Below are 1428 nucleotides of genomic sequence, written 5' to 3' on the forward strand. Positions count from 1 at the left end.
GCGGGTATGAACCCATTTCTACTCGATAGCGATGATGTGTTCATCGACCTGCTGACCGACAGCGGCACGGGTTCAATTACCCAACGTATGCAAGCGGCAATGTTAATGGGCGATGAAGCGTATAGCGGCAGTCGTAGTTACTACGCACTGTCGAATGCGGTGAAAGATATCTTTGGCTACGAGCTAACTATTCCTACTCACCAAGGTCGCGGTGCAGAGCAGATTTACATCCCGGTGCTAATCAAAAAGCGTGAGATGGAAAAGGGGCTAGACCGCAGCAAAATGGTCGCTTTGTCGAATTACTTCTTTGATACCACGCAGGGCCACACCCAAGTGAATTGTTGTGTTGCGAAGAACGTTTACACCAAAGAAGCGTTTGATACCTCCGTGAATGCAGACTTCAAAGGAAACTTCGATATCGTCAAATTGGAAGAGGCGATCATAGAAGCGGGTGCTGCCAACGTTCCTTACATTGTGAGCACCATTACATGCAATTCGGCTGGTGGACAGCCTGTTTCTATCGCTAACCTCAAAGCCGTGTATGAAATCGCGCAGAAGTACGATATTCCCGTCATCATGGACTCGGCTCGCTACGCTGAAAATGCTTACTTTATTCAGCAGCGTGAACCGGGTTATCAAGATTGGACTATCGAACAAATCACTCGTGAGTCCTACAAATATGCAGACGGCTTAGCCATGTCCGCTAAGAAAGACGCGATGGTGCAAATGGGCGGTTTGTTGTGCTTTAAAGACGACTCCTTCATGGATGTGTACACAGAGTGCCGAACCTTGTGTGTGGTTCAAGAGGGCTTCCCGACTTATGGTGGCTTAGAGGGTGGTGCCATGGAGCGCCTTGCGGTTGGGCTATACGATGGAATGCGCCAAGATTGGTTGGAGTACCGCATCGGTCAGGTGCAATACCTGGTTGATGGCTTGGAAGCGATTGGTGTTGTGTGCCAACAAGCGGGCGGTCATGCTGCGTTTGTTGATGCGGGTAAATTGCTTCCACACATTCCGGCAGGTCAGTTCCCAGCCCATGCTTTAGCGTGTGAGTTGTACAAAGTCGCGGGAATCCGAGCCGTTGAGATTGGTTCCTTGCTGCAAGGGCGCGACCCAGCAACAGGTGAGCAGCATCCATGTCCTGCTGAGCTATTGCGCCTAACCATTCCACGCGCGACTTACACTCAAACGCATATGGACTTCATTATTGAAGCGTTCGAAAAAGTAAAAGAGAACGCGAGCAAAGTGAAAGGGCTCGATTTTGTTTATGAACCACCAGTACTAAGGCATTTCACTGCGCGTTTGAAAGAGGTGGAAACCTATGAGAATCAAGCTGAAAAAAAGAGTGAACCAACGCTCGAAGAAGCATTTTAAAATAAAAACATAAGCGAATAGTCATCAGGACCATAATTAAAGGCTCCTTTGGAG

The 1428-nt window shown here is 48.7% G+C and carries 1 protein-coding gene; it reads left to right on the plus strand.

Features of this window, described 5'->3' with window-relative positions; translation table 11 throughout:
* Positions 1-1374: tryptophanase (tnaA, locus tag BCT81_RS01845; RefSeq protein WP_102423092.1), on the plus strand; the 1374-nt coding region annotated here is incomplete at its 5' end.
* Between the last annotated feature and the right edge of the window lie 54 nt (positions 1375-1428).

Source organism: Vibrio sp. 10N.261.52.A1, assembly GCF_002876325.1.
Lineage (GTDB): Bacteria > Pseudomonadota > Gammaproteobacteria > Enterobacterales > Vibrionaceae > Vibrio > Vibrio chagasii.